Genomic DNA, 26,736 nt, shown 5'->3' on the forward strand with positions numbered 1-26,736 from the left:
AGGTTTTTTGCAAAATTGAATACTTTGAAGGCGATGCCTTACCCCTGATCTTTCAGGAAAACTGTTATTTGCTAGATGTCAATAGCGAATCGCTAATGACTAAACAAGCGGATTAAGTGCAAATTAGCAATGCAATGATTAGCTAAATTCATTTGCAACTGTTAACAACCAAATTATCTATCAAAAGGATGTCCATGACCCAAAACGAATCTTCAACAGCCCTAAAAATTATTCCCCTAGGGGGATTGCACGAAATCGGCAAAAATACGTGCGTCTTTGAATACAACGACGAAATGATTTTGTTGGATGCCGGTTTAGCATTTCCCACCGACTCCATGCACGGGGTAAATATTGTCCTGCCAGACATGACCTACGTGCGGGAAAACCGGCACAAAATTAAAGGCATGATTGTCACCCACGGTCATGAAGACCACATCGGCGGCATTGCCTTTCACTTAAAGCAATTTGACATTCCAGTAATTTACGGCCCGCGCTTAGCAATGGCCTTACTGGAAGGCAAACTCGAAGAAGCCGGTGTTTCCAACCGCACCGAACTGAGAAAAGTTGGCCCGCGCGATATGGTGCGAATTGGTTCCTCATTCTTTGTGGAATTTATTCGCAACACCCACTCCATCGCAGACAGCTTCACCATCGCCATTCACACCCCAGTTGGCATTCTCATTCACACCGGCGACTTCAAAGTTGACCACACGCCGGTTGATGGTGAATTTTTTGACTTTCAAAGATTGGCTGAGTATGGCGAAAAAGGCGTAGTCTGCCTGATGAGCGACTCAACTAACTCGGAAACCCCAGGATTTACGGCGTCAGAACGGTCTGTTTTTCCCAATCTAGATCGGGTTTTCTCTCAGGCACAAGGTCGCTTATTTGTTACCACCTTTGCCTCCTCAGTTCACCGGCTGCAGATGATTTTGGAGCTGGCTAAAAAACACAATCGGATTGTATCTGTCGTTGGCAGATCCATGCTGAATGTGATCGCACACGCCCGCAACTTGGGTTATATCAAGTGCGAAGATAACTTGTTTGAGCCGTTGCACGCGATTCGCCAGCTACCGGATGAGCGAGTCTTGATTTTGACCACCGGCTCTCAAGGTGAGCCAATGTCTGCCATGACGCGCATTGCTCATGGGGAACACCGGCAGATCAAAATCCGCAAAGGCGATACCGTCGTCTTCTCTGCTAACCCTATCCCTGGCAATACCATCGCCGTTGTCAATACCATCGACAAGCTGATGATTCAGGGTGCTAACGTGGTTTATGGCCGAGATAAAGGCATTCACGTTTCCGGGCATGGCTGTCAGGAAGATCAAAAACTGATGATTGCCCTCACCCGTCCGAAATTCTTCTTGCCGGTTCACGGTGAGCACCGGATGTTAGTCCAGCACTCCAAAACCGCGCAGAGTATGGGCATCCCCGCTGAGAATATGGTAATTATCAATAACGGAGATGTTGTTGAATTAACCGAAACCAGTATGCGGATCGCGGATAAAGTGCCTTCTGGGTTGGAACTGGTGGATTCTTCCCGTTCTGGTGTGGTGAAAGACAACGTCCTGAAAGAACGTCAGCAGCTTGCAGAAGATGGCGTTGTGACGATTGCCGCCGCGATTGACTGGAATGGTCAGATGACAGCGCAGCCGGAAGTTCACCTGCGAGGGGTGGTATCATCCGTTGAGCGAATGCTCTTGCAACAGTGGGTCAGCGAAATTCTGGCAGGTTTATTGAATGATCGCTGGACAGAGTTTGCCAAACCTTCAAATGATAGCGAACTGGAAGTCGATTGGGCCGGCCTTCATGTCCAAATTGAGCGCGAACTGCAACGAATGCTGCGCCGCGAATTGCAAAGCAATCCTTTACTCGTGTTCTTGATGCAAACGCCTCAAGAAGCCCCGATGAAAACTGCCGGCAGACGCCGCCGCCCAACTGCTAAAGTCGCTTCGTAATTTTACAGCGATTTAAGCGAATGAGGGGGAGAGTTTTCTCTTCTCCTCATTTTTTTGTGTGATGGTATGTAGCCGGCGCGAGTGCGGTGATGCCGCCAGGGCTATTGTGCGAAAATCAATTAAATTGCCACTGCCCGGAGTACAGACTATGCTCGCTGCCGGTAAAATCCTGCGGAATCGCTACGAAATCGTCAAGCTGCTGGGAAGTGGCGGGTTTGGGGAAACCTATTTGGCAAACGACTTAGATATTCCCGTCACCCCGAAGCCTAAATGTGTCGTCAAGCGGCTGCAACCCGAAGCGATCAACCCTGATATTCAACGTTTATTTCACAAAGAAGCACAAATTTTATATAAACTCGCGCAAAACCATGAGCGCATTCCCAAACTATTTGCGTATTTTGAAGAAAATCAAGAATTTTATCTCATTCAGGAATTTATCGAAGGGCATGACTTAAGCCAAGAATTGAGTCCAGGCAAAAAGTTAAGCGAAACCTATGCGATTAAATTGTTGCAGGAAATTTTAGAAATTCTGGCGTATGTTCACCAGAACAATATCATCCACCGAGATATTAAACCCCAGAATATTATGCGGCGAAAAGATGGCAAGTTGATGCTAATCGACTTTGGGGCAGTTAAGGAGATTGGCAACCAGAAGACAATTTTATCAAGACAAACGAGCCGCACGGTTTCTATTGGAACGCTTGGTTTTATGCCCAGTGAACAAGCAATGGGCAAGCCAAAACCAAGCAGCGATATTTACGCACTGGGAAAGACAGTCATTTTTGCTTTGACTGGTGTAGAGCCTGACTTACTCAAAGAAGATAATGACGGGGAAGTGATTTGGAAAAATCACGCTTCTGTGAACAACGATTTCGCAGACATCTTAAATAAAATGGTGCGCGATCACTTCACTGGGCGCTATGCAAATGCGACAGAAGCTTTGCAAGCTCTAAATTCTTTGATGCTAGGATATGCGTTTCCAACAGCGCCATCTCAAACGACTAAAGTAATCTCAGCGTTCGCCCTTTCAACTTCCCCCTTTCAATTCACAACCTTTACTGTCGATGCCATAGGACTAATGGTTAGCAGTCAACAAAAACAAGCGGAAGTTTTTGCAGAAAAACTCGGTAACAATGTAATTCTCGAAATGGTATCAATTAAGGGCGGCAGATTTCTCATGGGTTCCCCCGACACGGAAGAAGAGCGACATAGCGATGAAAGTCCCCAGCATGGGGTAACGCTACAGCCGTTTTTCCTAGGCAAATATCCTGTCACTCAAGCGCAGTGGGAAGCTGTGATGGGCAATAACCCCAGCCGCTTTCAAGGAAATAATAGGCCAGTAGAAAATGTATCTTGGAATGATGCCGTTGTATTTTGCCAGAAACTTTCACGAAAAACGGGACGCAACTATTGTTTACCCAGCGAGGCGGAGTGGGAATATGCCTGCCGCGCCGGCACCACCACCCCCTTTTATTTTGGCGAGACAATCATGCCTAATTTGGCTAACTATGATGGCAACTACACTTATGCCTCGGCACCGAAAGGTGTTTACCTACAACAAACAACTAATGTCGGGAGTTTTCCACCCAATGCCTTTGGGCTGTATGATATGCACGGCAATGTTTGGGAGTGGTGTCAAGATGTCTGGCATAAAAATTACAACGGTGCGCCTTCTGATGGCAGTGGGTGGGAAAGTGGAGGAAATAGTAATCGCCGGATGCGGCGTGGAGGTTCTTGGAGTAATTACCCCATGCTCTGCCGCAGTGCGGTTCGTCTCTGGCACGAGCCGGGTAACTGGTTCTACGACATCGGTTTTCGGGTGGCACTCGTTCCCGCGAGGACTATTTAACCCTTTTCTCTCTTACTCTTTTACCCTTTTTTAGCAAGTGAGCCTTTCAATTTTTTTGCAAGTCAGTTATTGTTTTTCGCACCATAGAATCAGCCAAACCCTCTCTGTATGCAATTGCCGCTTTGTGCCGGCTGCCAGAACTTACTAAAGATTTACCTCCCGTCGAGTCGTTAAGTTAGTGGATGCCGGCACTCTTTGATTCATAACCTGAAATAAGCGACCGAATTGAGCCGGTGAAAGCACACATAGCACCGCTTAGTGATACCGATCACTTATGGCGGTGAGAACAAATATTTAACTTAGTGATGTTAATCCTTTATAAAGTCTTCACTTTTTGGGCAGAATAACAGAGGAATGCGACAGCATCCCAATTGCTCAGCTTAAGTTCAGGATTTCTGCGCCGGCTCATAATCAAAGCCAACGCGTTAACAGCAGCACAAATCCGGGAAACCTAGCTGAGGTCTTGTAGAAAGTCGGCAGACGCTTGCCTACAACTTCTGCCAACAGAGGAAAAAAACATGAATGTATCCCACAATACCATACGGACAATCACCATTGCAAGCTGGGTATGGATTGCCAAACCGGAAACCCCTATGAGTGCAGCAACAACAGCGAATTATCCTTCTCAAAAACCCGGCTTTGATCCACTCCAACCCTTGCGGCAGTGGCTCGATCAAGTACAAGTCCAAAACCGCGAATTGGCTCACCAGCTTTGCCAACTGATTCCCGCTCAATGCCCGTTTGAGCGCGACATCAAAGTGTTTGGGCGCACCCTGTTTCACATTCCCCCGATGTGCAAGCTCAACCCCCTCTACGAAGAAGTCGTGGGGCTGCGTTTCCGTGCACTTTGCTACCTAGCAGATCAATGCGGTGAAGATGTCACTCGCTACTGCTAATCTTGCACTGATTAAAGCAGTGATTGCCGGCAACCCACCAACATCTCAGCTTCCTCACACAACCAATGGTGGCTAGCATTGAAGGCTAATTAACTGCAACCTTTGAACACTTCCCCTGCGTCAACCCGAAAAAGTCTATTTCGCTTCGCTCTTTTTCCTAGAGACACAAGCGTTGATGCCGGCGTTATATTCTCAAGTATTGTCTCCTTCAGGGGGCTAAAGATTCTGCAACCGCATGATACTGTGGCACAGGAGAGATCATTACCCTTGAGGGAGATCGCGGATGAGCCGAAAACCTGCGAACCGACGTTTTAAAAAGTTCTGGCAAGTTTTTTTAGTTATCGCTTTATTTTTTACTTTTTTTGGTGGAATCTACAGTCTGTCTGTTGCTTACAATTATCTGACAGCCTTGGAAATTCCCCAGTCTGAAACTGCCACATTCACCGCCAACCCTTCATCTACTTGCGGTAGTGCTACCGGCAGCCCCACAGATAACCCAATTTCAGCGCGTTACGGCAATTCCACGTATTCTTGGACAAATCAAATAAAGTGGAATTGTGTTTATAACATTAAAGATTTTCAAGGTTCTCCAATCGAGCGATTTAATACCGCGCGAGATGCCGCATCAGCCGGTGGTGGAGGTGTGGTTTACTTTCCTGCCGGCACTTATAATTTTACCGATAGTATTTCTCTAAAAAATGGCGTTGTTATTCGCGGCGCAAATCCTGCTACTCAAGATGCGAAAGCCGGCTCTTATGCTCCCCCGACAAAGTTTGTCTTTCCTAAATACGAGCCAAAATTATCAGGAAACGGAACCCCCAACCAGACAGCGTTTAAAAAAATTCTAACCACTTCACCCAATCAAGATAGTAATATTGGTCTTGTTAACCTTGATATTAATCGTGCCGGCATTTATTGGGAGGGAGATACGAATAGCGGGAAAAACAAAAATATTATCATCTTTGGCATTCGTAACAACAACGTTGCCGATCCAGATCCGAATATTCCCAATACTTCCTTTCAAGAACCTTGGATGCGATATAGTCATCGCTTTGCCGCCAATTTAAAAATTAATGCTTATGAAAATGTTTTAGTTGCCAATAATCGGATTAACGATGCGATTACCGACAATTACGATCAACCGGGCTATAAAGTTAGAGCGTTAAAAGGTAACAATATTATTACTTATTCCGAAGGTAATAAAGTCCCTTTTCACTACGGCAATCATTACGGAATTGTCGTGAATCGTTCCAAAGCCGGTGGATATAGTCTTGCCGGCAATCCGCAAACCGAGCCAGGATTATTTCGCAAAGGAATTGTTATTCGTGATAACTGGGTTTATCACACCATGCGAGTGGGAATTCAAGCATCCGGTGAAGGTTTAATCATTCAAAATAATCAAATTCAAGATAACGAAAATAAACAATGGTGGACAGATCCCACCGGCATCAAAGAACCACAAGGTTCCGTCACCTTAGAAAACCGTGCAATTGATTGGTCTGGGTGGAATGTTCGCCTAGAAGGAAATAACTATCAAGTTTACCGGCATCGAATCATGGATACTAAATATCTCAGCGTTGATGGGGAAGGAATTTTAGTCCAAGAATGCTGCGGTGGAACTCAAGTTAATGGAGCGACCCTTACTAAAAATCAGGGAAATTCTTATATTGGTTTTTATAAGGTTCCCTCAATCCGCAATGTCAACATTACTGAAAATAAATTATTTGACAATATTACAAATACTGAATTAATTTATGTTGTAGCAGATACGAATAAACAATCTAATTCAATGGAAAATGTGCGAGTTGAAAATAACACAGTAAACGGAGGAATTTTAGCAAAAGCCACTTTAGGAGGTAGCGGCAACTTAATCAAAAATAATACAGGAAATAACACAGGAGCAATCGAAGCATCCTGCCATGTAGAAGCCAGCGGAAATACAGGGTTCCAAACCAAACCTTGCTTAAACTAATTCATCACAGTTCCTAACCCTAAAATCTCTGAATTCCACGCTACTGGACTCTCTCCAAAACTTCCAGATAGAAAATTTTAAGGAATTACCGAGCTGCAACTTCCCTCGGAATGTCATCATAGTAATGGAGATTTACAGCCACCGAAGGAGGCTCAAAGTTTACACACGTCCTTTAGCTCGTCTGATTGAGCAGCTGCAACGGTTACCCGGAATTGGCCCGAAAACCGCGCAGCGCTTAGCGTTGCATATCCTCAAGCGACCAGACACCGAAATCCAAGCGCTGGCCCAATCTTTAATTGAGGCCAAACAACAGGTCGGGTTGTGTCAAGTGTGTTTTCACCTCTCAGCAGAGCCGGTGTGCGAAATTTGCCGCAACCCCACCAGAGACAACGAGACGATCTGCGTGGTTGCAGACTCCCGCGACGTAATTGCTTTAGAAAAAACGCGAGAGTATCGCGGGAAGTATCACGTTTTGGGCGGAGTCATTTCACCGATGGATGGGATTGGCCCAGAGCAACTCAGCATTCAACCCCTAGTGCAGCGGGTGAGTGGACAACAGATTAAGGAAGTCATTCTGGCCATTAGTCCCAGTGTGGAAGGAGAGACGACGACCCTATATGTGGGCCGGTCGCTTAAGCTTTTCACCAAGGTGACGCGCATTGCCTTTGGCTTACCGATGGGTGCCGATCTAGAATATGCGGATGAGATGACCCTAGCGCGGGCGTTAGAAGGCCGGCGGGAGTTATAACAGGTTTCAGAATGCCAAAATGAAACCCAGGGGCGCTGGCTGTGTGCCGGCCCTATTCCCGCCGTTCACTCACCGCCTTAACAGAAATAGAAAATGAGCTGCCGGTGTCACTTTTTCCCCTTTCTCTGTTGTTGGTTTCCCTGTAAATCAATCTGGATTAATATTGAAGTTTGCCCAGCGAGGCGAAGAATGTGTCAACCCGAAATTTTTCAAAAATACAATAACTGCCTTGCTGCTGGTACTATTCTTGATTAATGCAAAAACGACTGGCAGCTTAGCAATGCCGATTTCGCTAGCTATCATATAGAAAATACCATAGTCTCTACGGACACCCCAGCCGAAGAATCGCTAATTTAAAAAAATCTTTGTTTTATCCTATCCAAGGCAGTTAAAGACAGGATTAATGACTCACCGTCAAAACTTCTAAGCCATGAATCATAAAGTCTACGCGCCTAACATCCATCTGTTTGCATTTCATCTCCGCAACGGCTATGGGGACTCTACTGGGGAAGGGTCTGATAACCAGTTGTGGCGAAAATGCGATCAAATTTTTGAAAAACTTAAAATAGAAGACCTCAAGCTGACACAAAACTTAAATCAGCAAAAGTTTTCAGATAGTCTGCGTCTTGATTTACTGAAAGAAACGGAAATTAAAGATAACAAAGTTTCTCTGCCGTTTAATGGTCAGCTTCTGTTAAACGATCATCAAGTTGTAAAAATTTCAGGCTTTGCTTATCCGCTACAAACTCACGACAGTTACGCACTTTGGCTAAATCTTCGTCGGCCTGATCGAGAAAATGGCAAAAAAACAGAGTCTGTAGACCTTTCGATTCTCAGTAAGTTCAATCCTGATAGCTGCTTACTGCCGGAGTTTATTGAGTCATCTCTGGGGCAAACACTGCTGATTACAGTTTGGCTAACAGAAGGACAAAATTACCAAGATAAACAGTTTTTAAGAGAACTCGCTGACCAATGCGTTGAGGATTTTATTCCTGATTCAGCACACCGCCCTAATTTCAATCGGGATGGCCTACTTTTTGGAAGTGCTATCTTTGAATACGGCATTATTAATCAGCCCCCACCTCACCAGCACATCTTAGTTTGGTTGTTTTCCCATACAGTAACCGACACAAAATTTGGGAAATGTTATCAAGAATTAATGGATTTATTTTATTATAGAAGCAAAGTCGTTCAATCTTATTTGAATAGCCGAAAAGTTTATGAAAATATTTATGATGCCTACAGAACTATAGAAGATCAGGTTGACAAAATAGGTTGTTTAGATGATGGAAATGATTTAGACAGTAAAGAATTATTTAAATACAAAGGAGTCTTGAAAAAAATCCCTAAGGCAGCATTAGAATATTCTAGATTACTGCGAGATTTAGACCAATGCCGGCACATGATTAAAATGAATGCCCAGTGTTATGAAGAAAAACTCGCTAAAATTCAAGCAAAGCTGCAATCAGACAATTTAGTTTTTCTGGAAATATTTAGTCGAAAGAACTGTCTATATTTACAAGAAGAAATTCAAGCAGATTTGGGCTATTTCGAGCATGGATCAGGCTTGCTGGAAAAGGTGCTAAGTGCGATTAGAGGCATGGTAGAAATTGAACAAGCAGAGCGAGCAATCTGCCGGCAAGACACCATCAAATGGTTAGGAGCCGGCATCGGGACAGCCGTGGTTGTTTCCAGTAGTTCCACTCACCTAACGCCAGAAAATCCCATTCACCCACCGTTTACCTCTCGCACGCTTCATCCCTTCATTACATCCCTGCTCATGAGTGCTTTTCTCGGCATTTTAGTTGGGCTAATAGCTCGATGGCTCATCCAGCAGCGCCGGCATAAAGAAGTTCTCAACAAGTAGTCAAGAAAAAAAGCAGAGGCGGTAGATATACCGCCCCTAAAAAAGGGAAAATCTACTTCACCCTTTATTCAACCTTTACACCTTTCCAAAACGCGATATATCCTTCAATATTCTTCGCTGCATCCTTTGTTTGCGGATAGTACCAAGCCGCATCCTTGTTGACTTGACCATCAACCTCAATGCTGTAATAACTCGCAACCCCTTTCCAAGGACAGGTGGTGTGCGTGTTACTTTCCTTGAAATACTGCTGGTTAATGGCATCTGGCGGAAAATAATAATTACTTTCCACCACTTGACCTTTATCGCTTTCGGCTAACACAGCACCGTTCCACACTGCTTTCGGCATAAGAGACTCCACTAAAAACTGCTTACTCAACATTGTGCCTGAGCATCTCGGTACAGTAAACTCCCTTCGCAATTTCAAAGGCAAAAATGTTGAATTTGGGAGGAATTGCCATTCGCCGCCGGCTCTTACTGCTGCAAGGATCTGGCAATTTCAAAAAAGAATTTTCTCGCACTTAAAATCTGGCATAACTCCAAGAAACTCTGCTTCTTGAATTGCAACTAGCTTGATAACCGCGCTGCGGGACAGAAAACACAAAAGTCATGAAGTTTGAGGGATGATTTCATGCAGGCGCACTCCGGCAAACTCTGCGCTGTGATGGGGCAAACAAAACTGCTATCAACAACGACTTCAACAGCAGCAACCACAGCAGCCGGTGTCACCACCGAAAGCGAACCTCTAGTCAACTCCTTCATCTGAGAAGTATCAGGCTTGATTAAACAAAGCCTGCGGCTACGGGGATTGTATGTTGGATGCAACCATAAGGGGATAACCATTTCCTGTCCTCACAATACCTTTTCAGGCCGCTAGATGCGAAATTCTGTACTAATACAAATTTCTTCACAACCGGCAAATAACCGGATACGTGTATCCCTCTTTACGCAAAATTCCAACAGGGAGAATGGCAAGTTCAAGTAAAATCGAACGCAGAGAGCCGGTAGCGACAGGAATTTATACCGGCAGCTTTATTGGACAAATCTTTAAAGAATTAATGAACTGCTCGGCTGTCGGGAACAGACACCGGCACCCTCAACCCATAAAATAAGTGAGAGGTACATGACACACTGAGGGCAATGTCAGCAAAAATCCCGTTACCGGCAACCCAGCCCTTGTCTTTAGAACAAGCACTCAAACATTTTTTTGGCTATGACAGCTTCCGTCCCGGACAGCGGCAGATTGTAGAGGACGCCTTAGCTCACCGGGATTCGCTGATCATCATGCCTACCGGCGGCGGAAAATCCCTGTGCTTTCAGTTGCCGGCACTCCTCAAACCCGGCGTCACAGTGGTAGTATCGCCGCTGATCGCCTTAATGCAAGATCAGGTAGAAGCGCTGCAAAATAACGGCATTGGCGCAACCTTTCTCAACAGTACCCTCAACTGGCAAGAAGTCCGGGCGCGTGAAGAAGCCATCCTCGCCGGCAACATTAAACTACTCTACGTCGCTCCAGAACGGCTTTTAGCAGATAGATTTTTACCCTTCTTAGAGCAAGTGCGATCCTTGCTGGGTGTCTGTGCCTTTGCCATCGATGAAGCCCATTGTGTCTCCGAGTGGGGGCACGACTTCCGCCCAGAATACCGGCAAATGCAACACTTGCGCCGGCGCTACCCAGACATCCCAATCATGGCGTTAACCGCCACCGCCACCACTCGCGTACGCCAAGATATTATTCAGCAACTGGCGCTACAGGAACCTTGCATTCATATCGCCAGTTTCAACCGGCCTAATCTTTACTACGAAGTTCGCCCCAAAAATAAGCAATCTTATAGAGAACTCCTGCAACTAATCAAACAAGCCGGTGGCAGCAGCATTATCTACTGCCTCAGCCGGCGCAAAGTCGATGAACTTGCTTTTAAATTGCAGCAAGATAAAATTTCCGCCCTGCCCTATCATGCCGGTATGAGCGATGAACAGCGCAGCATCAATCAAACTCGCTTCATTCGCGATGATGTGCAAGTTATGGTTGCCACGATCGCCTTTGGCATGGGTATCAACAAACCCGACGTGCGCTGTGTGATCCATAACGACTTGCCGCGAAATTTAGAAAGCTATTATCAAGAATCGGGACGGGCGGGGCGAGATGGAGAGCCGGCACGCTGTATTCTGTTCTTCAGCTATGGCGACAAAAAAAGCATCGAACACTTCATCGACCAAAAACCAGACCCTCAAGAACAGCGAATCGCCCATCAGCAACTGCGCCGCATGATCGATTACGCCGAAGGCACAGACTGCCGGCGCACCATCCAACTGAGTTACTTTGGTGAAGAATTTGCCGGCAACTGCGACACCTGCGACAACTGCCGGCAGCCCAAACCCATCCAAGACTGGACAATCGAAGCCCAAAAATTCCTCTCGTGCGTTGCCCGTTGTAAAGAACGCTTCGGCATGACCTATATTATCGACGTACTGCGCGGCTCCAAAAAAGAGAAAATCCTACAGTACAAACATCACGAACTCTCAACCTATGGCATCGGCATGGATAAAACCGCCGATGATTGGAAACTCCTCGGGCGATCACTCGTGCATCAAGGTTTATTAGACGAAACCGCAGATGGTTATCAAGTCCTGAAACTCAACGAACGCAGTTGGGAAGTTTTGCGAAAACAACGCTCAGTTTCAATCGCCGTTCCCAGCGTGCCGGCAGCGAGCACGGAGACAGACAAAGATCGCCACTCAGCAGAAATAGAAATGCTAGTCAGCCGGTTGCGATCACTCCGCAAACAACTCGCCAACGAGCAATCCCTGCCGCCTTACATGGTATTTGCCGATTCCACCCTGCGATTGATGGCCCAGCAAAGACCCCTAACTCCCGAAGAATTTAGCCAAATTTCCGGCGTAGGAGATTACAAACTCGCTCAATACGGGCAGCGCTTCATCGCCGAAATCCAAGCTTACTGTCAAGAACACGGCATCAGCCCACGGGCGAGTCTCCATAACAGCGCCTCAGTAGAACCGACAACCCTCAAACAAAAGCCCCCAGATTCAGTCAACCTTCCCACTTACACCCAAATGCAAACACTGGAATTGCACCGACAAGGTTTAAGCGTCGAAGCAATTGCCAAACAGCGCAACCTCAAACCCATCACCATCACCAACCATCTAGCTGAACTGATAGAAATGAATCAGCCAGTAGATTTAAACCAGATCGTGCCATTACTAGATCGGCAGAAGATTTTACAAGCCATCGAAGCCGTGGGAACCCACGCCCTCAAACCCGTTTATGAATATCTAGAGGAAACCTACAGTTACGGAGAAATTCGCCTAGTCGGCGCATGGCTGCGAAACGGACAAAAAGCACTCACAAAGCCAGAAAACCAACCCTAAAACCAACCCTACCCAAAACCAGAAAACCCAACAACCACTGCATCTAACCCTCAACCTTATCTGCATTCTTATCTGCGTTTATCTGCGTGCATCTGCGGCTAAAAAACAAAAATCAACCACAAGCAAGCCGAATGCAACTTCAACAACTGTCATAAAATTTCCACAGCCTGTCAGATCTCCTCAGATACTAAACTTACGCACTAAAACAAAATAAAAGCCATGAATCTCCCCGCCGCCGACCTTTATTCCTACATGACCGAGCGAGAACGCGCCAACATTGCCGACATGGCAGAATACAATTCTGTGCAGTCTTTGCCAGAAATTTGGCCCCTAGCGCGTTCTCGCTTCAGCCAGACAATCGCCCTCTGGGACCCGCACGCCAAACCAGAAGTCAAGCTTACCTATACACAGCTAGCCGATCAAATTCAACAATTTGCCGGCGGCATTCAGTCCCTAGGCTTGCCCCCAGCAATTGATGGAGTGCCCCCCCGTGTTGCCCTGTTTTCTGATAACAGTCCCCGATGGTTCATTGCTGATCAAGGCATCATGACTGCCGGCGGCGCGGATGCCGTGAGATCCTCCCAAGCAGACAGGGATGAACTGCTTTATATCTTGGAAAATAGTGGCAGCACCGGCTTAGTTGTAGAAAACCTCGCCACACTGAACAAACTGCGTCCCCAGCTAGACGAGTTGCCGGTGCAGTGGGTTGTTTTACTCTCAGATGAACAACCCCCCGAATCAGAAACCCTGAAACTTGTCAACTACACCCAACTGATGGCAGAAGCGGCAAGCCAAACCCTCAGACTAGCCATGCCAAAACGCCAAACTCTGGCCACCCTTCTCTACACCTCCGGCACTACCGGCAAACCCAAAGGCGTCAGCCTCACCCATGACAACTTCCTGCATCAAATTAGTACCCTAGGGGTGGCACTGCAAGCGCACATGGGCGACTGCGCCCTTACTATTCTCCCCACCTGGCATAGCTTCGGGCGAATTGGAGAATACTTCCTTCTTTCCCAAGGTTGCACCCAAATTTACACCAACATTCGTTACGTTAAGCAAGACTTAAAACAATACAAACCGCAATACCTAATCGCCGTCCCTCGTCTGTGGGAATCGATTTATGAAGCGATTCAGAAACAGTTTCGTGAACAACCGGCTAATAAGCAGAAATTGGTGAAGACCTTGCTGGGTCTCAGTCAGAGCTACATCGACTCTCGCCGCACTCTGCAAACGTTGCGCCTAGAACCTCATCCTCCCTCACTTCCTGAAAAGTTACTGGCCGGCATCAAAACAGCCGCTTTCTGGCCATTTCATACGTTCGCAGACCGACTGGTTTATGGCAAGATCCGGGAAGCTACAGGGGGCCGAATGAAGTACGCCATCTGTGGAGGAGGTTCCCTGGCAATGCACTTAGAAAACTTTTTTGAAATTGTTAATGTGCAACTGCTAGTTGGTTATGGGTTGACGGAAACCACGCCGGTTTTAACCGCACGGCGTCCTTGGCATAACTTGCGAGGTTCTTCTGGCCGACCTCTTCCCGCAACCGAAATTCGCATTGTCGATCCAGAAACCCGCCAAGTTTTACCTGTCGGTGAACGCGGTTTAGTTCTGGCACGCGGGCCGCAACTCATGCAAGGCTATTTTCAAAATCCCCAAGCAACGAGTAAGGCAATTGACAAAGACGGCTGGTTTGACACCGGCGACTTGGGCTGGCTGACACCGGGTAATGATATTGTTCTCACGGGTCGCGCCAAGGATACGATTGTGCTAACCAATGGGGAAAATATCGAGCCTCAACCGATTGAAGATGCCTGTGTTCGCAGCCCTTACATTGATCAAATTATGTTAGTTGGTCAAGACCAAAAAGTGCTGGGTGCTTTGATTGTGCCCAACTTGGACGCATTGCAAAAATGGGCAATTGAGCAAAATATGTCGCTGCCGGCAGATGGAAAAGCACTTGATTTGGGCAACAAGCCGATTCAAGAGTTGTTCCGCCAAGAATTAAATCGCGAAGTGCCAAACCGGCCCGGATACCGCCCTGACGACCGCATTGGACCCTTTCGCCTGATTGCCGAACCCTTTACGATGGAAAACGGCATGATGACACAAACGCTGAAAATTAAGCGACCCGTTGTGATGGAACACTACCGCGATATGATTAACGGGATGTTTTCTTGATCCCGAAATACTAAGCGTTCCCCAGAGCAATGTTTATGGATGCGGCCAACTCTTTATTACTGAAGCGCGCTATTACGGTTAAAGCTATCGTCACCTCACGGTGGAAAGAAGAAGCGCAACAGCAACTCCAAGCCCAAATCAACCAACTAGACAGTCAGTTGCAACAGCTAGAAATGCAAGGGCAGCGGATGATTTCGGAAATTCAGAGGCAAAGCTTGCAGCCCCCCGGCCCTCAGGTAATGCAACAAATTGAAAACATTCAAGGCCAGGTGAATCAAAAGAAAAGTGAGCTGCTAGAGCAAAAAAATCAAATCTTGCAACAGTTGCAACAAGTGCAACAGTTAGAACTTGAACAAGAGGTAAACCAAGGTCAAATTGAAAGCTTTTTCCGCATTGAGCGCGGTGACAACTTGATTCACAAAATGCAAGTTGAAATTCTGCTGCGCGATGGTGTGGTAGAGGAAATTCGCGGCGATCTCTAGTCTGAGTGCTGAGTTCTAAATCCCTCACCCCCTGTCCCACTGTTGCTCTCTCTTCTCTCTAGCCCCTAAACAGGGTACAATTCAATCTTGTCCTGCTGTCGTTTTAAATGTCGATTCAGATCGCCTCCTTATGATTCACGAAGTTTTCATGCCGGCCCTCAGTTCCACCATGACCGAAGGCAAAATTGTATCTTGGGAAAAATCTCCAGGGGACAAAATCGAAAAAGGTGAAACGGTGGTGGTGGTCGAGTCTGACAAGGCAGATATGGATGTGGAATCCTTCTATGAAGGGTATCTAGCCACGATCATCGTATCTGCCGGCGACTCCGCTCCAGTTGGCGCTGCGATTGCTTTGGTGGCTGAAACAGAAGCAGAAATCGAAAGCGCCAAGCAGCAAGCTGCTGGCAAAAGTCAGCCGACAGCAAAAAGTGCAACTCCCGAACCGGCAGCAGCCACTCAGTCGAAAGTTGAAGAACCGGCCATTACTCAGGCAAGCACCAGCCGGCAAAACGGGCGCAGCATTGCTTCACCCCGAGCCAAGAAGCTGGCAAAGGAACTTAGCGTTGATTTGAAGTCCCTGCATGGAAGTGGCCCACATGGCCGAATTGTGGCCGAGGATGTGGAAGCGGCTGCCGGCAAGACGAAACAGCCGACTGGGACCACGGCAACACCAGGAATGACACCCCCGACACCGACACCGGCATCGGCCCCGGCCCCTCAAGTGAAGCCGGCAGCCCCCGCCGCCCCGGTAGCTGTCGCACCGGGCCAAGTGGTGCCCTTCAACACCCTGCAAAATGCAGTGGTGCGGAATATGGTGGCAAGTTTGCAAGTGCCGGTGTTCCGTGTGGGCTATACCATTACGACGGATCATTTAGATAAGCTTTACAAGCAAATCAAGTCCAAAGGCGTTACCATGACAGCGCTGCTGGCAAAAGCCGTGGCGGTGACACTGCAAAAACACCCCCTGCTAAATGCCACCTACACAGATGCGGGAATTCAGCATAACTCCGGAATTAATATTGCGGTGGCGGTGGCAATGGAAGGCGGCGGCTTGATCACGCCGGTGTTGCAAAATGCCGATCAAGTTGATATCTACTCCCTGTCTCGCAGCTGGAAGGATTTAGTGGAGCGCTCCAGAGCGAAGCAATTACAGCCGGCGGAGTACACCACGGGTACCTTCACTTTATCCAACCTGGGAATGTACGGGGTGGATAGCTTCGATGCGATTTTGCCGCCTGGACAAGGTTCAATTCTGGCAATTGGAGGGGCGCGGCCTCAAGTCGTAGCCACTGAAGATGGCATGATGGGTGTACGCCGGCAAATGACGGTCAATATCACCTGTGACCACCGGATTATCTACGGTGCGGATGCTGCAGCATTCTTGCAGGATTTGGCAAAATTGATTGAAACAAATACTCAATCACTGACCATGTAGGAAGACTTTCGTGAGATCCCCCTGCGCCTCTTGTTAAGAGGGTTGGGGGATCTGCAATGATCATCAACCACCTAGCCTTTTTCCCAAAATGGTTGAAACAACTGGATCGGCCCGCACCCTAGCCGTAGACATTGGCGGCAGTGGCATCAAAGTAATCGTCTTGGATGAAGCCGGTGAACCTCTGACGGAACGCAGTCGGGTGGAGACACCGCAACCCCCCAAGCCGGAGGCGGTACTCGCGGCAATCACCCAATTAGCCGCCGGACAGGGTGAATTTGATCGCGTCTCCGTGGGATTTCCCGGTGTGGTACGAAATGGCGTCACCTATACGGCAGCGAATTTAGACCCTGATTGGGCGGAATTTGACTTGGCAGCAGCACTGACAGAACGCTTAGGCAAGCCGGTGCGGGTGGCAAATGATGCGGATATGCAGGGAATGGGGGCAATTGCCGGCAATGGAGTTGAACTGGTTGTCACTTTGGGCACCGGCTTTGGTTCTGCACTATTTGTTAATGGTAAATTAGTGCCGAATTTGGAAATGGGACATCATCCATTTCGCAAAGGGGAAACCTACGAACAACAGTTAGGGCGTGCGGCGCTGGACGATATTGGTCAAAAACGCTGGAATCGGCGCTTGGAAAAAGCGATTGGCACCCTTGGGCGTTTGTTTAATTATGATTGCCTTTATATCGGTGGTGGGGAGGCAAAAAAAGTATCCCTTGAGTTGCCGGCGAATCTCAAAATTGTGCCGAATATTAGTGGTTTATTAGGTGGCATTGCTTTGTGGCGGGATTAGTCAGCACAATGTTTTATTAGTGATTTTTTTAAGAGTTTTTTAACCGCAGATAAACACAGATAAACACAGATGGGTTAAGGGTTGGGAGAATAATATTTTGGATTTTTAGGTGTTTTCAAGTTGGAAAATAGAAAACTTTGGTTTTTTAGAAACATTAGGCTTTTTATTATTAAGAAATGATTTGGGTTACTGTCGAGAAATTTTGACCCAAGGAAGTTGGTAATTTTTAAAAGTAGGTTATAAATAGGATGCTTTTGGCTCGGATTCAATTAGAGTGAGGTAGGATCTAGCTGATCGAGCAAAGCAGTTAAATAAGGAATGCAATTATGAAAGCAGTGGTGATGACCGCAGTCGGCGATCCAGAAGTCCTGCAATTACAAGATATTCCACAACCGAATATTGAAAAAGATACAGAAATTTTAGTGCGGTTAAAAGCAGCCGGGGTTAACCCTGTCGATACCAAACTTCGCAAAGGGGGGACTTTTTACCCAGACAAAACACCGGCAGTGCTGGGGTGTGATGGTGCCGGCATTGTTGAAGCAACCGGCAGTGCTGTTAGTAAGTTTAACACTGGCGATGAAGTTTATTTCTGCAATGGTGGACTTGGTGGCCCTACCGGCAACTATGCGGAATATGCTGTTATTGATGAGCGCTTTGCTGCTAAAAAACCCGCTTCATTGAGCTTTGCTGAAGCCGCCGCAGCCCCTCTGGTTCTCTTGACGGCTTGGGAAGCACTTTATGATCGCGCACGCTTGCAAGCCGGCCAAAAAGTGTTAATTCATGCCGGTGCTGGTGGGGTGGGTCATGTGGCAATTCAATTGGCAAAATTGCAAGGTGCTGAGGTTTGTACGACGGTAGGTGATGAAGAAAAAGCTGAGTTTGTCCGGCAACTCGGTGCCGATTTAGCGATTTTATACAAACAAACCGACTTTGTTCAAGCGACTTTAGACTGGACGGATGGAGAAGGTGCGGATATTGTTTTCGACACTGTCGGCGGAGAAACTTTTTATAAAAGTTGTCCAGCGGTGCGAGTTTATGGCGATCTTGTCACAATTTTAGAGCCAGAACCTGAATATGGAAATTTAAAAATCGCTCGGCTACGAAACTTGCGAATTAGTTTAGAATTGATGCTCACACCGATGTGGCAAGGCTTGGCGAAATATCAGGAAGAGCAAGCAAAGATTCTGCAACAATGTGCTGATATGATTGATGAAGGCCGGCTCAAAATTCATTTGGGTAAAACTTTCCCCTTGCAAGAAGCCGCAGCAGCTCACCATCTGCAAGAAACGGCTTCCATGACTGGCAAAATTGTCTTGCTGATCGACTAATAATTATTTGGGTTGTCTCTCGTTCATGCCTAGCCTTGTTAAAGTAATTTAAACGGCTATAGGGTGATTCACAACAAGTTGATCGATGTCGCACATTGAACTTTAATTTATCAGTAGGGTGGGTTGCGCTTCGCTTAACCCACCTTATTAAACTGGCTTAAATTTAATCCTATTTGTGAAAAAACGACATAGTCATTGTAAAAACTTATTAAAGTTTCGTTTTTTGAGAGCAAGCGCAGCCATAGCCCCTTAACAGACAACGGATGCCGAAGCTATGCTGTAGGAGCAAGCTTTGGCGCTTTAACATGAATAATTTACATAAGTCAACCCTCAAACTACGCAAATCAAAAGGAGTTCGGCGGTTTTCGAGTTCTGTTTTTGTGTTCACTTTATTCTTTTTACTTTTGCCGTCAAAAGTGTCGGCACAATCGATTAAACCGGCAACTGACGCAACCAACACAACCACGACTCAAAACGGCAACACGATTAACATAACTGGGGGACAGCTCTCGAAAGATCAAGCGAATTTATTCCATAGCTTTGAGCGCTTTGGCTTGAATTCGGGTGAAATTGCTAATTTTGTTTCTAATCCGCAAATTGAAAATATTTTAGGGCGGATCACTGGCGGTAACGCCTCCTATATCAACGGATTAATTCAAATAACCGGCGGCAATTCCAACTTATTTTTAATCAATCCAGCCGGCATTGTATTTGGGCCAAATTCTAGTTTAAACGTACCGGCTTCTTTCACCGCAACGACTGCCGGCGGAATTGGGTTGGGATCGCTTTGGTTTAGCGCTTCAGGATTGAATGATTATACGGCTTTAGTGGGGACTCCCAGCGCCTTTGCCTTTCCGATGAGTAATCCGGGAGGAATCGTCAATTTTGGCAGCTTGAGCGTTTCTCAGGGGCAGAATATCACCTTTTTAGGTGGCACCGTTACTAATACCGGAAACTTGAGTGCACCGACAGGGAATATTACCCTGGCGGCAATCCCCGGAGAAAACCTTGTTCGCCTTTCTCAATCGGGACATTTATTAAGTTTAGAGGTTCAACCAATTGCCAATATCGGCACTGCATCTTTACCAGACAATTGGATATTGCCGATTCCATCCTTACCGGAATTACTAACAGGTGGAAATATTAATCATGCAACAGAATTAACGGTTAATTCAGATGGCACCGTACAGTTAGCCGGTTCTGGGATTACGATTCCCACAGACAGCGGAACGACAATTACAGCCGGCAATATTGATGTGTCTGTGTTAGCGGGAGGAAGTGGGGGAGAAGTTAACCTTTTTGGCGATAAAGTTGGATTATTTAATGCCGGCATTAATGCTTCTGGTAGTAACGGCGGCGGAGATGTGCGGATTGGCGGAGATTACAAAGGTTTAGGAAGTGTACCCAATGCCGGTTTTACGTTTATTAGTTCAGATTCAACGATTAATGCCGATGCTTTAACAAATGGCAATGGCGGTCGTGTTATTGTTTGGTCAGATGAAGCCAGCCGCATTTATGGAAATATTAGTGTTCAGGGTGGGCAAAGTGCCGGTAATGGCGGTTTTGTCGAAACGAGCAGTCGCCAATTTCTAGAGATTACAACCACTCCTAATATTGCAGCTCCTGCCGGCTTGGGAGGAAGTTGGCTAATTGACCCGAATAATATTAACATCGTTGCCAATGGCAGTGGAAATGCTAATATCACACCCACAACTGCCGGTGAACCCCCCAACACGTTTACAACCACAAGCAATACTGCACAAATTGAAATTGGCTTAATTTATAACGCCTTACTGTCTGGTGATGTCACGGTGTCTACTGGAACAGCAGGAGGGCTATTTAGTGCTTTTGAAGAGGGCAATATTACCCTAAATACTCCCCTGGATTATAACGGGATAGGTACTGGGAGAACTCTAAGACTTAATGCACATAATAATATTTTTATCAACCAGCAAATATCAGATAACATTATCGGCGGCGATTCACTAAATTTAGTCTTAAATGCCAACAGTGATAATAGCGGTTTTGGCAGAATTCAAATCAATGCGCCCATTAGTACAGGAGGTGGAAACCTCTCGATGAATGGGTATGGTGATACATTTGCCGGCCTCAGTATTAACAGTCCAATCAACACAGGAGGCGGGAGTATTGACCTCACCGGCATTAGCAATAGCGAACCGGCGATTAATATTAACAGTACCCTGGACTCTGGCACCGGCAATATTATTCTAACCGGCGATGAGATTAACTTAAACGAAACTTCAGTATCAGGTCAAGGCATACTAACTTTACAGCCTTTAACCGCCACTCAAGCCATCGCTATCGCTGGAACTGACAGTGCAAGCACCGACATCTTAAATTTAACAGCCACAGAGATTGGCATCTTGCAAGATGGCTTTAACTCCATCACCATCGGACGTGCAGACAGCAGCGGTGCCATCTCTTTTGGGAGTAATGTTACTTTTAACGATCCGGTGACACTGCTCTCACCTGCAGGTGCCGGCACGATTAGCACCAATGGCTTTACCCTCAACGCTCCTTCCTTAAGCGCGATTGCCGGCAGCAATATAACAGTCAATAGCAACATCACCACCAATGGAAATATCAATTTCATTGCTGATGCGGATGCTACAGGTAATGGCACACTTTTTATCCGCAATGCCACGATTAATACAAACGGTGGCAACCTCACGGGCAACGGTAGAAGCAATTTTTTAGGCAGTGAAGGGGTTAGTATCCTCAATAGCAGCATTAATGCTGGAGGTGGAAACATTGCACTCATCGGCACAGGAGCATCCACGGGTTCGGGTAACGAAGGCATTTACATTATTAACAGCCAAGTGCAAACAAACGGCGTGGGAACCATTCAGCTAACAGGCACTGGCGGTGTTGGGGACAGTGGCAATCACGGGATATACCTGACTGGAGTCGGTTCTACGGTGAGTTCAGCAAGTGGAGAAATCAGCCTCACAGGTGCCGGTAATGGCACTGGGAACTTCAATCTAGGAATTTATCTTGACGACGGTGCGGTGGTGCAATCCACCGACACAGGGAATATTACGCTCAATGGCACCGGCTCTCCTAGCGGCACGGAAAACAATAACACCGCGATCAATCTTTCTAATAGCACAGTGCAAGCCACCGGCACCGGCAGCATCACACTCCAAGGTAGCGGCGGTAATGGAGCAATCGGTAATATTGGCATCGATCATACCAATAACTCGATTATTAGCTCCACCAGTGGGAATATCAACCTGACAGGTACGGGCAGCGGCATTGATGACGGGTTCGGCATTGAAATTCGCGACGGGGCTACAGTCGGTTCCACAGCCGGTGGGAATATTTCCCTAACAGGAAGCAGTACGGCAACGGGCAGCCAGAACCACGGCATTATCATCCGCCAGTATTCAAGCACCAATAGCGGCACCGTGCAAACGACTGGCGGCAATATTACCCTTAATGGCATCGGCTCTGCTAATGCCATTGGAACGGGCAACACCGGCATTGCGCTTTATGGCGGCGCGTTGGTGCAAACTAGCAGCATCGGCACAGTTACCCTTGAAGGGACTGCCGGCAATTCAACCTCAGCCGGTATTGGGATCGATGTGGCAGGCATTAACTCAATGATCGCTGCCGTAGATGGAGATATCAGGCTTACAGGTACTGGCAACGGCGGTAGTAACGGTTTTGGCATAGAAGTTCAAAACGGCGGCGCAGTGCGCTCTACAGGCGTTGGAAATATTTTTCTAACGGGGAACAGCACGGGTGCCGGCAGCCACAACCACGGTATTATTTTTCGCAATAGCGGCATCATAGAAACAACGGGTGCCGGCAATATTAGCCTGACTGGCACTGCTTCTGCCAATGCCACAGGCAACGGCAGCACCGGCATCATCCTTTTTAGCGGCGCGACAGTGCGAGCCACGGGTTCAGGTAGTATCACCCTTGAGGGGACTGGTGGCAGTAATGAACCACAAGTTGGCGCAGGTATCGATCTGGGGGATATTAACTCCCTGATTAGCGCCGTAGACGGGGATATCAGGCTGACGGGTACAGGGAAAGGTGGCAATGACGGCTACGGCATCGAAGTGCGCGATGGTGCAACCATTCGCTCTACAGGCGTTGGCAATATTTTTCTGACAGGAACGAGTGAGGGAATCGGCAGCAATAACAATGGCATTATATTACGCAACCTCTTTACAACCAATAACGGCATTGTCGAAGCAACCGGCACGGGAAATATTAGCCTCACTGGCACAGGTTCAAATGGCGCTGCGGGAATTCTCGTACAAAATGGCTCGATTAACCCCACAGGAGTTGGCGGCACCGGCACGGTTACGTTAAGTGCCGATGAAATTGATTTACTAGGCAATACTCAAATAAGAGGCATCGGCAGTCTCCTGTTACAGCCGCTCACTCCCAGTTTAAACATAAGTGCCGGCGGCACTGTGGTAGACACTCGTTTGAATTTAGACACCGGCGAATTAAATACCTTGCAAGATGGGTTTTCCCAAATCTTTATCGGAGGCGCTAATAGCAATAGCGTTATTACTCAGACAGGAAATTTAACGTTCAATGATCCTGTAACGATACGTTCTTTCGCTCCCGGTGGCTCAATTAATTTTACCGGCGGCACCCTCACCGGCACAGATAACGCCACGATTACGTTCTCTGCCGATGGAGATATTATCGCCGGTAATATTACAAATCCAGGTCGAGCGGTGACTGCAAGCAGCAGCACCGGCAGTATTAACACCAGTCCCGGCACAATTGACACGAGCAATAGTAGTGGCAGTGGCGGCGAGATCCGCCTGGAAGCACTCACCGGCAACGTCTACTCAGGCAATTTAAATGCTTCTGGAACAACCGGCGGCGGCAATATTACAGTGCTGGGTGCAGGAGTTATTAATGCCGGTGATATCAACTCCAGCACAGTATCGGGCAAAGCCGGTGATGTGATAATCGACCCTATTGATATTACGGTTAATACCATTAATGCCGAAAGCGCTTCCGGTACAGGCGGTAACGTTACTGTTGAAGCGACTAATTTTATTCGGCTTCCAGGCTCGTTTTCCTCAAGCTTCTGCCTGAGTGGTTGCAGCATTTCCTCTGCCGGTGGTACAGCAAATGGCGAGGTAGTAATTCGGCATGGCGGCGGTTATCCGGTTAATCAACTCTTTGTCGTGGGTGATGCCACAACCAATGGCACGGCGGCTGCAATTGTTGGCAGCTCAACAAATGCGATCTCCCCCATCCAATCATTTGCCGGTCCCTACACTCAGGGCAATATTCAAATCATTAGCACGCCGGCACCAATTCCAACACCAATTCCAACACCAATTCCAACACCAATTCCAACACCAATTCCAACACCAATTCCAACACCAATTCCAACACCAATTCCAACACCAATTCCAACACCAATTAGTCCAGCGCCAACACCAATTGCCGAACCCACTCCAGTGCCGGCACCAACAATTACTCCTGCGCCAACACCAATTCCCGAATCCACTCCAGTGCCGGCACCAACAATTACTCCTGCGCCAACACCAATTCCCGAACCCGCTCCAGTGCCGGCACCAATAATTACTCCTGTGCCAACACCAATTCCCGAACCCGCTCCAGTGCCGGCACCAATAATTACTCCTGTGCCGAATAGTAGCTGTACAGGGGCTAACTGTAATGTCTCCCCCCCCACAGAGGTTCAAACAACCGCACCCTCGACACAGATGCCAAATGCGGCTAATAACCAGCAGATTTTGGTTGTTGAGCCTCAAATCGTACCGAGCCTTAACACGCTTCCCTCAGAGACAGCAACAACTCCTGTAAATACCGCCACAGCCAGCAATCCTGTTTTATCAACGACTCCTGTAAATGTCGGCACAGCCAGCAATCCTGTTTTATCAGGGAGTGGTAGCTTCGCCCCTACAGAGTCGGCAACAGGCGGGGGACTTGCTCAGCCGATATCACCAGTGGATGGCTCCATTTCTCAGGCAGCACCGGCAACAGGCGAGGGACTCGCTCAGCCGGTTACCCCGATATCACCAGTAGGCGGTTCCATTTCTGAGGCAGTGCCGCCGGCAGGGGGGAGACTGGCTCAAGTAGAAAAACCAATTGCCGGGGGGAATACAGCCGGTTCCAGCATCTCCGAGATCGGAGGAAGAGCCAATTCACTTCCCCAAGAAGGTTCAAGTTGGGAAGCTCAAGGCGGCACAAAGACACCAGTAACGCACAAGATAGGTGCTTTGGCGGGAGAAATTCAGGTTTTTGGCTCCCGCGAAGGTTCCACTCTGCCAAAGCGAATGTCGGGTGTGATCGGTGCCGGTGCTGAAGTTACCCTCGCCGCACTGCTGAAAAATAACCTCGCTTCCGGGAATATAGAGGCAGCAGTCCCGCAAATCGAGCAACTTCAGAGTCAGGAAGTTGGGGATTACTATGAGATGGAAGCCCCCACCTTAATGACAGCGGAAAGTATTCAAGAGGTTCTCAAAACAATTGCCCGTCAAATCGACAACCGTTCAGCAATTATTTATGTATTAGCCCAGCCAGAGCAATTGGAACTGATCATGTTCTCTGCAGAGGGCAAACCGATTCACAAGAGTGTTCCCATCCCCGAAGAGACTGTGCTGCAAGTGGCTGCTCAGTTTCGCAATAAAATCACCAATCCCTTAAATCTGAATAACACCGGCTATTTGCCCCACGCCCAACAACTCTATCAATGGATGATCGCACCCCTAGAGCCGGAGCTAAAAGCGCAAGGCATTGAGACGCTTCTCTTTTCAATGGATGCCGGCTTGCGATCTTTACCTATCGCTGCTTTGCATAATGGCAAACAATTTTTAGTTGAAAAGTACAGTTTTAGCCTAATCCCCAGTATGAGTCTGACCGATTTGCGCTATGAATCTGTCCAAAATATGCCGGTTTTGGCGATGGGAGCCTCAGAATTTAGTGAGCTTCCAGATTTGCCGGCGGTGCCCTTAGAATTGTCTACCGTCGCTGAAGAAACGCAGTCACAAGATTATTTTCTGAATCAAAATTTTACGTTAAAAAATTTGCAATCCCTCCGCCAAAACTACCCCTATGGAATTATTCACTTGGCAACTCACGGGGAATTTAATTCAGGAAGCTCCAACAATTCCTACATTCAACTGTGGGACGAAAAGTTAACATTGAATCAACTACGGCAGATGGATTGGAGTAATCCGCAAGTGCAGTTATTGGTGCTAAGTGCCTGCCGCACGGCGGTAGGCGATAAGCAGGCGGAGCTAGGCTTTGCCGGCTTAGCGGTGGGTGCCGGCGTCAAATCGGCAATGGCGAGTTTGTGGTATGTCAGTGATAAAGGCACGTTTGCGCTGATGAGTGAGTTTTACCGGCAGCTCAAAACTGCTCCCATCAAATCGGAAGCTCTCAGGCAGGCGCAACTGGCGATGGTGAACGGTCAAATTTATTTACAAGATGGTCAGCTGATAGCACCCAAAGAACGCGTGACGTTGCCATCCTCTCTAGCACAAAAGCAAAGCCAGTTGCTCAAACATCCCTACTTTTGGGCCGGCTTTACAATGATTGGTAGCCCGTGGTAGTTGTTTGATGATGTTAAACCCGGTTGCAGTTTTAATGGGTGAGCCGGCTACATTTTGTCAATTTAAAATAGCCTAATGTCTCTGTTGTTAAGGTTGCTATTTGTATTATTTTTTGCTTTGCTGCTCGTCATTGTGGCAGCAACACCAACAGCACTAGCAGCGAGCGCTTAGCCAGACAAAACACTTTTAACCTTAAGCTCGCTAAAAGGCCGGTTTAAATCAGCAACAATCTATCATTATCTTTACATCACTGATGC

Annotated in this window: 16 protein-coding genes; 15 read left to right on the plus strand and 1 reads right to left on the minus strand. The window is 47.4% G+C overall.

Annotated elements, in window-relative coordinates; genetic code table 11:
* The first annotated feature begins 194 nt into the window (after positions 1 to 194).
* From H6F56_RS15675 to H6F56_RS15700, 6 genes are all read left to right on the plus strand, one after another.
* Entirely contained in the window at positions 195 to 1,958 is a 1,764-nt protein-coding gene (locus tag H6F56_RS15675) for a ribonuclease J (protein WP_190669737.1), read from the plus strand.
* A gap of 148 nt (positions 1,959 to 2,106) precedes the next feature.
* Entirely contained in the window at positions 2,107 to 3,807 is a 1,701-nt protein-coding gene (locus H6F56_RS15680; RefSeq protein WP_190669739.1) for a bifunctional serine/threonine-protein kinase/formylglycine-generating enzyme family protein, read from the plus strand.
* Between the two features lie 518 nt (positions 3,808 to 4,325).
* Complete coding sequence (locus tag H6F56_RS15685) at positions 4,326 to 4,703, plus strand: Mo-dependent nitrogenase C-terminal domain-containing protein (RefSeq protein ID WP_190669741.1); 378 nt, start codon at positions 4,326 to 4,328, stop codon at positions 4,701 to 4,703.
* A gap of 283 nt (positions 4,704 to 4,986) precedes the next feature.
* Complete coding sequence (locus H6F56_RS15690) at positions 4,987 to 6,675, plus strand: glycosyl hydrolase family 28-related protein (protein WP_190669742.1); 1,689 nt, start codon at positions 4,987 to 4,989, stop codon at positions 6,673 to 6,675.
* 124 nt (positions 6,676 to 6,799) lie between these two features.
* Positions 6,800 to 7,423, plus strand: coding sequence for a recombination mediator RecR (gene recR, locus H6F56_RS15695; RefSeq protein ID WP_190669744.1), 624 nt, complete (start codon positions 6,800 to 6,802; stop codon positions 7,421 to 7,423).
* Positions 7,424 to 7,853: 430 nt separating this feature from the next.
* Complete coding sequence (locus tag H6F56_RS15700; protein WP_190669746.1) at positions 7,854 to 9,290, plus strand: hypothetical protein; 1,437 nt, start codon at positions 7,854 to 7,856, stop codon at positions 9,288 to 9,290.
* A gap of 64 nt (positions 9,291 to 9,354) precedes the next feature.
* On the opposite strand, the gene H6F56_RS15705 is transcribed toward H6F56_RS15700, so the two are convergent.
* The gene (locus tag H6F56_RS15705; RefSeq protein ID WP_190669748.1) at positions 9,355 to 9,636 is read right to left on the minus strand and encodes a DUF427 domain-containing protein; all 282 of its coding nucleotides are present in this window, start codon (positions 9,634 to 9,636) and stop codon (positions 9,355 to 9,357) included.
* Between the two features lie 282 nt (positions 9,637 to 9,918).
* Here H6F56_RS15705 and H6F56_RS26900 point away from each other — a divergent pair, with 282 nt between their 5' ends.
* The 9 genes from H6F56_RS26900 (at position 9,919) to H6F56_RS15745 (ending at position 26,479) form a co-directional block, all read left to right on the plus strand.
* Positions 9,919 to 10,053: a hypothetical protein gene (locus tag H6F56_RS26900; RefSeq protein ID WP_255513723.1), complete on the plus strand. Its 135-nt coding sequence runs from the start codon at positions 9,919 to 9,921 to the stop codon at positions 10,051 to 10,053.
* 202 nt (positions 10,054 to 10,255) lie between these two features.
* Entirely contained in the window at positions 10,256 to 10,399 is a 144-nt protein-coding gene (locus H6F56_RS15710) for a hypothetical protein (RefSeq protein WP_190669750.1), read from the plus strand.
* A gap of 28 nt (positions 10,400 to 10,427) precedes the next feature.
* Positions 10,428 to 12,677, plus strand: a complete 2,250-nt coding sequence (recQ, locus tag H6F56_RS15715; protein WP_190669752.1) for a DNA helicase RecQ — start codon at positions 10,428 to 10,430, stop codon at positions 12,675 to 12,677.
* A 219-nt stretch (positions 12,678 to 12,896) separates the two neighbouring features.
* A complete protein-coding gene (locus H6F56_RS15720; RefSeq protein WP_190669753.1) occupies positions 12,897 to 14,858 on the plus strand; it encodes a long-chain fatty acid--CoA ligase in 1,962 nt (653 codons plus the stop codon).
* A 35-nt stretch (positions 14,859 to 14,893) separates the two neighbouring features.
* Complete coding sequence (locus tag H6F56_RS15725; RefSeq protein WP_190669754.1) at positions 14,894 to 15,340, plus strand: YlqD family protein; 447 nt, start codon at positions 14,894 to 14,896, stop codon at positions 15,338 to 15,340.
* Between the two features lie 130 nt (positions 15,341 to 15,470).
* Entirely contained in the window at positions 15,471 to 16,775 is a 1,305-nt protein-coding gene (locus tag H6F56_RS15730) for a dihydrolipoamide acetyltransferase family protein (protein ID WP_190669755.1), read from the plus strand.
* Between the two features lie 88 nt (positions 16,776 to 16,863).
* A complete protein-coding gene (locus H6F56_RS15735) occupies positions 16,864 to 17,571 on the plus strand; it encodes an ROK family protein (protein ID WP_190669758.1) in 708 nt (235 codons plus the stop codon).
* Positions 17,572 to 17,897: 326 nt separating this feature from the next.
* Complete coding sequence (locus H6F56_RS15740) at positions 17,898 to 18,899, plus strand: zinc-dependent alcohol dehydrogenase family protein (RefSeq protein ID WP_190669760.1); 1,002 nt, start codon at positions 17,898 to 17,900, stop codon at positions 18,897 to 18,899.
* Between the two features lie 380 nt (positions 18,900 to 19,279).
* Positions 19,280 to 26,479 (plus strand): CHAT domain-containing protein, encoded by a 7,200-nt coding sequence (locus H6F56_RS15745; RefSeq protein WP_190669762.1) that lies wholly within the window; start codon positions 19,280 to 19,282, stop codon positions 26,477 to 26,479.
* The last annotated feature ends 257 nt before the right edge of the window (positions 26,480 to 26,736 follow it).

It is taken from the genome of Microcoleus sp. FACHB-672, from assembly GCF_014695725.1.
In the GTDB taxonomy this organism is placed as follows: domain Bacteria; phylum Cyanobacteriota; class Cyanobacteriia; order Cyanobacteriales; family Oscillatoriaceae; genus FACHB-68.

Bases quoted from the DNA above. Each gene is read 5' to 3' on its own strand.
- H6F56_RS15725 (WP_190669754.1), top strand. From the start codon at position 14,894: ATGGATGCGGCCAACTCTTTATTACTGAAGCGCGCTATTACGGTTAAA.
- H6F56_RS15690 (WP_190669742.1), top strand. From the start codon at position 4,987: ATGAGCCGAAAACCTGCGAACCGACGTTTTAAAAAGTTCTGGCAAGTT.
- H6F56_RS15740 (WP_190669760.1), top strand. From the start codon at position 17,898: ATGAAAGCAGTGGTGATGACCGCAGTCGGCGATCCAGAAGTCCTGCAA.
- H6F56_RS15705 (WP_190669748.1), bottom strand. From the start codon at position 9,636: ATGCCGAAAGCAGTGTGGAACGGTGCTGTGTTAGCCGAAAGCGATAAA.
- H6F56_RS15700 (WP_190669746.1), top strand. From the start codon at position 7,854: ATGAATCATAAAGTCTACGCGCCTAACATCCATCTGTTTGCATTTCAT.
- H6F56_RS15685 (WP_190669741.1), top strand. From the start codon at position 4,326: ATGAATGTATCCCACAATACCATACGGACAATCACCATTGCAAGCTGG.
- H6F56_RS26900 (WP_255513723.1), top strand. From the start codon at position 9,919: ATGCAGGCGCACTCCGGCAAACTCTGCGCTGTGATGGGGCAAACAAAA.
- recR (WP_190669744.1), top strand. From the start codon at position 6,800: ATGGAGATTTACAGCCACCGAAGGAGGCTCAAAGTTTACACACGTCCT.
- H6F56_RS15730 (WP_190669755.1), top strand. From the start codon at position 15,471: ATGATTCACGAAGTTTTCATGCCGGCCCTCAGTTCCACCATGACCGAA.
- recQ (WP_190669752.1), top strand. From the start codon at position 10,428: ATGTCAGCAAAAATCCCGTTACCGGCAACCCAGCCCTTGTCTTTAGAA.
- H6F56_RS15735 (WP_190669758.1), top strand. From the start codon at position 16,864: ATGGTTGAAACAACTGGATCGGCCCGCACCCTAGCCGTAGACATTGGC.
- H6F56_RS15720 (WP_190669753.1), top strand. From the start codon at position 12,897: ATGAATCTCCCCGCCGCCGACCTTTATTCCTACATGACCGAGCGAGAA.
- H6F56_RS15675 (WP_190669737.1), top strand. From the start codon at position 195: ATGACCCAAAACGAATCTTCAACAGCCCTAAAAATTATTCCCCTAGGG.
- H6F56_RS15680 (WP_190669739.1), top strand. From the start codon at position 2,107: ATGCTCGCTGCCGGTAAAATCCTGCGGAATCGCTACGAAATCGTCAAG.
- H6F56_RS15710 (WP_190669750.1), top strand. From the start codon at position 10,256: ATGGCAAGTTCAAGTAAAATCGAACGCAGAGAGCCGGTAGCGACAGGA.